This window comes from Mesorhizobium sp. M7A.F.Ca.US.008.03.1.1 (genome assembly GCF_003997495.1).
Taxonomy (GTDB): Bacteria; Pseudomonadota; Alphaproteobacteria; order Rhizobiales; family Rhizobiaceae; genus Mesorhizobium.
On the sequence record NZ_RZRU01000064.1, the window covers coordinates 1 to 367 of the forward strand.

Consider the following 367-nt stretch of genomic DNA (forward strand, 5'->3'; position numbering starts at 1 on the left):
GATTGGGCCCCCTCGCGTAACTGTCGAGCAGCGCCTCGATCGCACCATCGCTGATTTCGCGCATGAACTGCGCTTTCCAGTAATAGCGTCGCCCGCGTGGGAAGAGACTGTCGCCCGCCGATTGGATCTGAAGGTAAGGAACGGCCTGAAGGCGACCTTCGATGGGGGATCCGAATTTCATTAGCGGTGCGATAACAGGCTCGCCCGCTTCAGGCGACCCGACATAGCAAGCCGAGATGCTGAACGCCCGTTCGCCGGAAGGCAGCGTGACGAGCGCGGCATCGACGCTCACCTCGTCGGGGGCGTCACGGGAGAATTCATCGTAAAACCGCATGGCCTCGCGCGCATGATCCCAGGCGTGAAGCAC

The 367-nt window shown here is 61.9% G+C and carries 1 pseudogene; it reads right to left on the reverse strand.

Going from position 1 to position 367, the window contains the following annotated elements:
• Positions 1 to 334: pseudogene (locus EOA16_RS32455) on the reverse strand (FAD-linked oxidase); the annotation flags it as partial.
• Positions 335 to 367: the final 33 nt, after the last annotated feature.